Raw genomic sequence first — 7,655 nt, 5'->3', positions numbered from 1 at the left:
TGCCGGCCTGGGGGGTGCGATCCGTGTCGGCGCGGTGACCGGCGGCGCGCTGGCGATCGTCATTCCGGCCATTCTGGACCTGAAACAGGAGGCGCCGATGGTCGACGTGACGCTCGATGTCTCGACCTCGGCGCGCCTGATGCGGGGGCTGGACCGGGGAGAATACGATTTCACCCTGAGCAGGCTCGATCGCGAAGCCTATTCGCGCGATTTCGAGATTTTTCCGGCGGGCAGCGAAACCGTCCTGTTCATGGTGCGCGGCGATCACCCTCTGGCCGGGGCGGCGCCGGTTTTGCTGGCCGATCTGGTCGATTATCCGTGGACGATGCAGGACCGCGGCGCCCCGATCCGCCATGCGCTGGAGATCGCCTTTCACGACGAGGGGGTCAGCCTGCCCGCCAACCTGATCAAGACCGCCTCGGTCGTGGCGATCATGGCGCTGCTGCGCGATTCCGAGGTTGTCGCGGTGGTGACCCGCGAGGTGAGCGATCTGCTGCTGTCTCCGCCCTATTCCGCCGACCTGGCGCTGCTGCCGGTGGCGCGCCCGATCGAGATCGAGCCCTATCACATCCTGCGCCCGCGCGACCGGACGACATCGGTTGCCGCCGGGCGCCTGCTCGAACTGATCCGGCTGCGACTGAATCGATGATCGCGTTACCATTTCTGTTAACGATAAGCGCGAAAATGTTAATTGTCCGATAACTCCGTTCCGTCCTAACGTGCTGACGATATTGTCGGAGTCGCTACGCTGGAGGGGAACGTGAGAGGCCGCGCAACCATACACCGGGATTTTGTCATTTCCCAGATCGACGACCGGCTCTATTCGGCGTTCATCGAACACATGGGCCGGGCGATCTATACCGGCATCTACGAACCCGGCCACCCGACCGCCAACCAGTACGGATTTCGCGGCGATGTCCTCGAACTGGTGCGGGCGCTGAAAATCCCGGCGATCCGCTATCCGGGCGGCAATTTCGTTTCTGCCTACAAATGGGAGGACGGCATCGGGCCAAAGGAAAACCGCCCGGTGCGGCTCGATCTTGCCTGGCGCTCGAAGGAAACCAACCAGGTCGGTATCAACGAATTCGCCCAGTGGGCGAAAGATGCCGGGATCGAGATGATGCTTGCGGTCAATCTCGGCACCAGGAGTATCGAGGAGGCGCGCAATTTCGTCGAATACTGCAACTTCCCGTCCGGCACCTACTGGAGCGACCTGCGCCGCAATCATGGTGTCGAGAAACCTTACGGCGTCAACATGTGGTGTCTGGGTAACGAGATGGACGGCCCCTGGCAGATCGGCCACAAGGAGGCGAAGGAATATGGCCGGCTGGCCGACGAAACCTCCAAGGCGGTCAAGGCCTTTGGCAGGGATATCGAAACCATCGTCTGCGGCTCGTCGAACGACAAGATGCCGACCTACCCGGACTGGGAACGGCAGGTTCTGGAGGAATGCTACGAGAATGTCGATTACATCTCGTTGCACAACTATTACGGCAATTCCCGCCACAACAGCCTGAACTTCTTTGCCAAGGTCGAGGAGACCGGGCGCTACATCCAGTCGGTCGCCGGGACCATCGACTATGTGAAGGCGAAGAAGCGGGCGAAGAACGATGTCCATATCTGCTTCGACGAATGGAACGTCTGGTATCACAACCGCGAGCAGGACAGCAGGAACTGGAGCGAATGGGACTGGCCCGAGGCGCCGGCGCTTCTGGAGGAGGATTACAACCTCGAGGATGCGCTTTTCATCGGCTGCCTGCTGAACGAGTTCATCCGGCGATCGGACAGGGTGCGGATCGCCTGCATCGCCCAGCTGGTCAACATCATCGCGCCGATCCGGGCAGAAAAGGGCGGCAAGGCCTGGGCGACCACGATCTACTATCCCTATCAGTTCGCCAGCCTCTACGGGCGTGGCACGGCGATGAACGTTTCGGTCGATTGCCCGCGCTACGATGAGGAGGTGGCGCAGGACGTGCCCTACCTCGATATTGCGGCGGTTCTGGCGAAAGACGGAAAATCGCTGACGGTTTTCGCCGTCAACCGGAACCCGGACGAGGCGATGGAGATCGACATCGCGCTGAACGGCTTCGAAGGGGCGCGGCTGATCGACCATCAGGTTCTGGGCGGAAACGCTGCCGAGGCCCGCATTGCCAACACCAGCCGCGAGCCCGGCCGGATCGCGCCGCAGGCCGGCAGCAGGCTCGGGGTAAGCGATGGCGCGTTGACGGGGGAACTGCCTGCGTTCTCGTACAACATGGTGCGACTGGCGCTGGACTGACGTGGCACAGGCGCCGCGCGGCCCGGCAAGCTGACAAGGAGGAAACGGGCATGGAGGAGATCGGGGTTCGTCTCGACGGGGTAACCAAATCGTTCGGCTCGGTGGATGTCATTCGCGGTGTCGACATGACCGTCCGCAAGGGCGAGTTCGCGGTTTTCGTCGGCCCGTCCGGTTGCGGCAAGTCGACCCTTCTGCGGATGATCGCCGGGCTGGAGGACACGACCTCGGGCACGATCCGCATCGGCGACGAGGATGTCACCCACGAGGATCCGGCCAAGCGCGGCGTGGCGATGGTGTTTCAGTCCTATGCGCTCTATCCGCACCTGACGGTTTTCGAGAACATGGCCTTCAGCCTGCGACTGGCCAGGCGCCCCAGGGCCGAGATCGACCGGAAGGTGCGCGAGGCGGCCGAGATCCTCAAGCTGACCGAGCAGCTGGACAAGAAGCCGTCGGAGCTTTCGGGCGGACAGCGGCAGCGGGTCGCCATCGGCCGTGCCATCGTGCGCGCGCCCAAGGTCTTCCTGTTCGACGAGCCGCTTTCCAACCTCGACGCCGAGCTTCGCGTGCAGATGCGGCTGGAACTGGCGCGGCTGCACCGGGCGCTCGGCGCGACGATGATCTATGTCACCCACGATCAGGTCGAGGCGATGACGCTGGCCGACGACATTTTCGTGTTGCAGGGCGGTTATGTGCAGCAATGGGGCAACCCGCTCGACCTCTACGAGGACCCGTCGAACCGCTTTGTCGCCGGCTTCATCGGCTCGCCGTCGATGAACTTCTTCGAGGCGGCCGTCGCCGGGCATACCGATGAGGGCATCGCCGCCCGCCTCAACGGCCAGCAGGACGCGGTTTACGACATCGCGCTGAGTGCCCGGCCCGCAGAGGGCGCGCCGGTTGTCGTCGGTATCCGGCCCGAACACCTGACACTGAGCACGGAGGCCGGCCTGCGGGTGACCGTGGATGTCGCCGAGGAACTGGGCGGGATTTCCTATCAGCACGGCACGCTGGAAGGCGGCGATCCGGTGATCTTCCAGCAGACCGGCGCGCGCCACGGCATGCGCGGCACCATCCAGACCGTTGTCCCAGAACCGGGAAGGATTTTCCTGTTCGACAGCGAAGGAACCCGCCTTCGGTAGAGGTTCAACAGACCGTTCCACTTTTCTTGAGGAGGAAGAAGAATGAAGGGCAAATATGCGAAACTGATTGCGTCTGCCGCCATCGCGCTTGGCCTGTCCGGCCCGGCGATGTCGGCGGTGCAGGTCGAATGGTGGGATTTCCTGTCAGGCGGCGATGGCGTGCGGATGAAGGCGCTGATCAAGCAGTTCAACGACGAGCATCCCGATATCCAGATCAGCGCGACGACGCTGGAATGGGGCCAGCCCTTCTATACCAAGGTGCGCACATCGGTTCTGGTCGGCCAGGGACCCGACATCATGACCTATCACCTGTCGCGCCTGCCGCTGGCGCTGGAAGAGGGCGTGCTGTCGCCGATCACCGACGCCGATCTGACGACCGCCGGTCTGACCAAGGACGATTTCTTCCCTGCCGCGCTCGAGGCAGCATCGGACCCGGACGGGCAGATGATGGCCTTCCCGTTCGATATCCACGCCATCATCACCTATTACAACAGGACGGCGCTGGAAGGCACCGAATGGCTCGATGCCGACGGCAACCTGACCGGCATCGACTCGGAAGAGAACATGCTGCGCTTCCTGACCTGGGCCAAGGAGAACGGCTTCAGCGATCCGCTCAGCTTCCAGTCCGAGGGCGGCGGCGGTACCTGGCGCATCTTCTACACCCTGTTCCGCCAGCAGGGCGGCGAGCTTGTCACCGATGGCGAGGTTCTGGCCGGCGACAACCTGGACAAGGCCGCCAGGGCGATCGCCGTCATGGCCGACTGGCGCGCCAGGGGGCTGGTCCCCGAGCAGGCCTCGTACGAGGCGTCGGTGGCGCTGTTCTCGGGCGGCAAGTCGGTGATCTCGATCAATGGCGTCTGGGAGGTGCCCACCTACAACGACATGCGCGATGCCGGCACCATCGCTTTCGAGTGGTTTGCCAATGACACGCCGCAGATCCTCGGCGCGCCGGCAACCTGGGCGGATTCGCACGCCTTTGCCATCCCCAACGATCCCAACATGTCGCAGGAGACCCGCGACGCGGTGCTGACGGTGATCGGCTGGATGGAAAAACACTCGATCGCATGGGCGGAAGCCGGCCATATCCCGGCCTATGTTCCCACCGTCGAGAGCGCCGAATATCAGGCGCTTCAGCCCAACGCGACCTATGCCTCGCTGACCGATCACGCGGCCTTCGATCCGCGTACGACCATCGCCGGGGTGGCCTCGCCGGTCTACGATGCGGTCGACAACCTGATCGCGCCGGCGGTTCACGGTTTTCTCAGCCCCGAGGAAGCCGCCGGGCAGATGAAGGAAGAGCTTCAGTCGTTGCTGAACTGATCCGCATCTGCTGATCCGCAACTCCGGGGGCGCATCCGCCGCCTCCGGAACCCGCGCCCGCCGAGAGGAGGAATCCCGTGTCCAGAAACAAGCGTGAGGCCCGCGAATTACGCTCGGCGCTGCTGCTGGTGGCGCCTTTCCTGTTCGTGTTCGTGGTGTTCTTCCTCTACCCGACCTACAGGGTCGTCGTGATGAGCTTTACCGATTCACCGCTGATCGGCGATGGCGAATGGGTGGGACTTGCCAATTATGCCATGCTGCTCGGCGACAAGCTGTTCTATACCTCGTTGTGGAACAACTTCTATTTCGTGCTGCTGACCGTCGTTCCCACCACGATCATCGCGCTGCTGATCGCGCTGGCGGTCAACAACCTGAGCGGGCGGGTCCAGGCGCTGGTGCTGACGTTGTTCTTCATGCCCTATGTGCTGCCGGTTTCGGTGGTGACGATGATCTGGGCGTGGATGTTCGATTTCCAGTTCGGCGTGCTGCAACCGCTGATCGCCTCGATAACCGGGCGGCCGATCGCCGTTTTCAAGGACCCCTACTGGGTGATGCCGATGATCGCGGTGGTCACCATCTGGTGGACGAACGGCTTCAACGTGCTGCTGCTGATCGCCGGGCTGCGCAACATCCCCGAAGACCTCTATGAAGCGGCGGCGCTGGACGGGGCGACCGCCTGGCAGCGTTTCTGGCGGGTGACCTGGCCGCTGCTGTGGCCGGTCACCGCGCTGGTGCTGACCCTGCAGCTTATCCTGCAACTCAAGCTCTTCGATCAGGTCTACCTGCTGTCGAAGGGCGGCCCGTTCAACCGCTCCTACGTGCTGCTGATGCAGATGTACCGCGAGGCGTTCCAGCTCAACCACGGCGGCTATGCCTCGGCCATTGCGATGGTCCAGTTCGCGACCATCATGATCGTCTCGGTACTTCAGTTTCAGCTTCTCAGGATCGGAGGCCGGAAATGACCGCCAGACGCATCCGGAATATCGCCTTTGCCGGTATCGTGGTGATCGCCGCGCTGATCTGGATCTTCCCGCTCTACTGGGCGCTGACGACCTCGCTCAGAAGCGAGGCGCGGATCGTCTCGGATGCCGGCGTGCTGCTCGACGAGTTCAATTTCAGTGCCTATACCGAGGTGCTGTCGAATTCGAAACTGCCGCGCTGGTATCTCAACTCTGTCGGCACATCGGTGATCATCACCGCCATCGTTCTGCTCTTCGGAATGATGTGCGCCTATGCGCTGTCGCAACTGCGCTTTCCGGGGCGCAGGGCGCTCTATCTGGCGGTGGTGGCCAGTTTCATGGTGCCGGTTCCGGCGCTCTATGTCGCCCAGTTCGTGCTGATGAACGATCTCGGCTTCGTCAATTCCTGGTGGGGTATCATCCTGCCGCAACTGATCGTTCCGGTGGTGGTGATCGTCTACAAGCAGTTCTTCGACGCCATCCCCAGGGAGATGCGCGAGGCGGTGCTGCTTGACGGCGGCGGCGAATTCACCCTGCTCTTCAAGCTCTACCTGCCGCTCAACTGGGGCATCACCACGGCGCTGGCGATCATCACCTTCATCATGGCGTGGAACAACTTCTTCTGGCCGTTCCTGATTGTCACCAGCGAGGACATGATGACCATCCCGGTCGGCATCACGCAGGTCAACGACACCTTCGGGGTCGCCTACGCCCGGATGATGGCGCTGGCCCTGCTGGCCGCCGCGCCGGTGATCATCACCTACCTGGTGTTCCAGAAGAAGGTGACAGAGGCGGTGATGATCTCTTCGGGCGTGAAGGGCTGATCGCAGCCGGCGCGTGCCGGGGTGACAACGCAGTACCGGGCCGGCGCGCTTGGCGCCGGCCCGGTTGTTCTGTTCGCGACGGATATCAGCCGAAGTAGTCGAACGCCGCATCCGGAGCGATGAAATAGCTCTGATCGTAGGAGGGCAGCGATGGATCGTAGTGGATGCCCGCGTCGATATCCATCTCGGCTTCGCCGATCGACAGGTGGATCGAATTGGTCATGCCGGTTGCGATATCGGCGTCCGAGTCGGTTCCCACCAGATCGTCACCAAAAGTTCCCGGCGTGGTGAAGACGAATGCGTCGGGGGCGAAGAACTTAACCCGGTAGAAATCGGAGTCGAGGTTGTCGAACAGGTAGTTGCCGTTCGCATCTGTTGTCGTTGTGGCCAGAACGCTGGTTCCGTCGCCGTCCAGAAGCTGGACCGTCGCCCCGGCAACGCCACGTTCGCCGGCATCCTGGGTGCCATTCTGGTTGGTGTCGTACCAGACCTTGTCGCCCAGCGAGGCGGTGCCGGTGTCGACATAGGTCAGGCCGGCGTCGACATAGCGCTGCTGCTCGCCCTCGTCGAGAACGATGACCCCGGTGCGTCCGGTCGCGCGGTCGACATCCGAATCCTTGTTGACCTCCTCGGGTCCGACCGTGCTCTGCTTGGTGAACTCGTAACCCTCGGGGGCCTCGACCTCGACCAGATAATTGCCGGCGTAGAGGTTTTCGAACAGGTAGTGGCCAGCCCCGTCGGTGGTTGTCGTGGCGATCGTCGCCCCGGTATCGGCGTCGATCAGCCGGACCGGGACATCGGCAATGCCGAATTCGAACTTGTTGTGCACGCCGTCGTTGATCACGTCGTGCCAGACGGTATCGCCCAGCGAGGCGGTTCCCGGGTCGCTGCGGACCAGGCCGGCGTCGATGTCGCGCTCGGCCTCGCCGATGGCGAGCGTGATGGTATCGGTCAGCCCGTTGATCAGGCTGGCGTCGGAATCGTTGTTGGCCTGTTCGGCAGCCGCGCTGCTGGCAGTGGTGAACCCGTAGCCGTCCGGGGTGATGAACTGCACCCGGTAGTCGCCGGCGTTGAGGTTGTCGAACAGGTAGGTTCCGTTTGCGTCGGTGGTCGTCGTCGACAGAACGGAGCCGGTGTT

Annotated in this window: 7 protein-coding genes; 6 read left to right on the top strand and 1 reads right to left on the bottom strand. The window is 62.9% G+C overall.

The features are described 5' to 3' along the window. The 6 genes from ACK5IR_RS09950 to ACK5IR_RS09925 all read left to right on the top strand — a co-directional run. The coding region (locus tag ACK5IR_RS09950; protein WP_416928419.1) for a LysR substrate-binding domain-containing protein at nucleotides 1-649 on the top strand (649 nt) is incomplete at its 5' end. 111 nt (nucleotides 650-760) lie between these two features. Then, complete coding sequence (locus ACK5IR_RS09945) at nucleotides 761-2,278, top strand: alpha-N-arabinofuranosidase (protein WP_416928417.1); 1,518 nt, start codon at nucleotides 761-763, stop codon at nucleotides 2,276-2,278. 50 nt (nucleotides 2,279-2,328) lie between these two features. Then, nucleotides 2,329-3,414, top strand: a complete 1,086-nt coding sequence (locus ACK5IR_RS09940) for an ABC transporter ATP-binding protein (protein WP_416928415.1) — start codon at nucleotides 2,329-2,331, stop codon at nucleotides 3,412-3,414. Nucleotides 3,415-3,456: 42 nt separating this feature from the next. Then, on the top strand, nucleotides 3,457-4,734 hold the full coding sequence (locus ACK5IR_RS09935) for an extracellular solute-binding protein (RefSeq protein ID WP_416928413.1): 1,278 nt from the start codon (nucleotides 3,457-3,459) through the stop codon (nucleotides 4,732-4,734). 77 nt (nucleotides 4,735-4,811) lie between these two features. Further along, nucleotides 4,812-5,696 carry a carbohydrate ABC transporter permease gene (locus ACK5IR_RS09930; RefSeq protein WP_416928411.1) on the top strand — a complete coding sequence of 295 codons (885 nt, stop codon included), beginning with the start codon at nucleotides 4,812-4,814 and terminating at the stop codon, nucleotides 5,694-5,696. Next, on the top strand, nucleotides 5,693-6,517 hold the full coding sequence (locus ACK5IR_RS09925; protein WP_416928409.1) for a carbohydrate ABC transporter permease: 825 nt from the start codon (nucleotides 5,693-5,695) through the stop codon (nucleotides 6,515-6,517). Before ACK5IR_RS09930 ends, ACK5IR_RS09925 begins: the two co-directional genes overlap by 4 nt. A gap of 85 nt (nucleotides 6,518-6,602) precedes the next feature. Here the strand turns inward: ACK5IR_RS09925 and ACK5IR_RS09920 are convergent. Continuing rightward, on the bottom strand, nucleotides 6,603-7,655 hold a 1,053-nt coding region (locus ACK5IR_RS09920; protein ID WP_416928407.1), incomplete at its 5' end, for an SdrD B-like domain-containing protein.

The sequence above is a fragment of the Tropicimonas sp. genome, assembly GCF_047971885.1.
Lineage (GTDB): Bacteria > Pseudomonadota > Alphaproteobacteria > Rhodobacterales > Rhodobacteraceae > Tropicimonas.
This window is presented reverse-complemented; position numbering and strand designations above follow the sequence as displayed.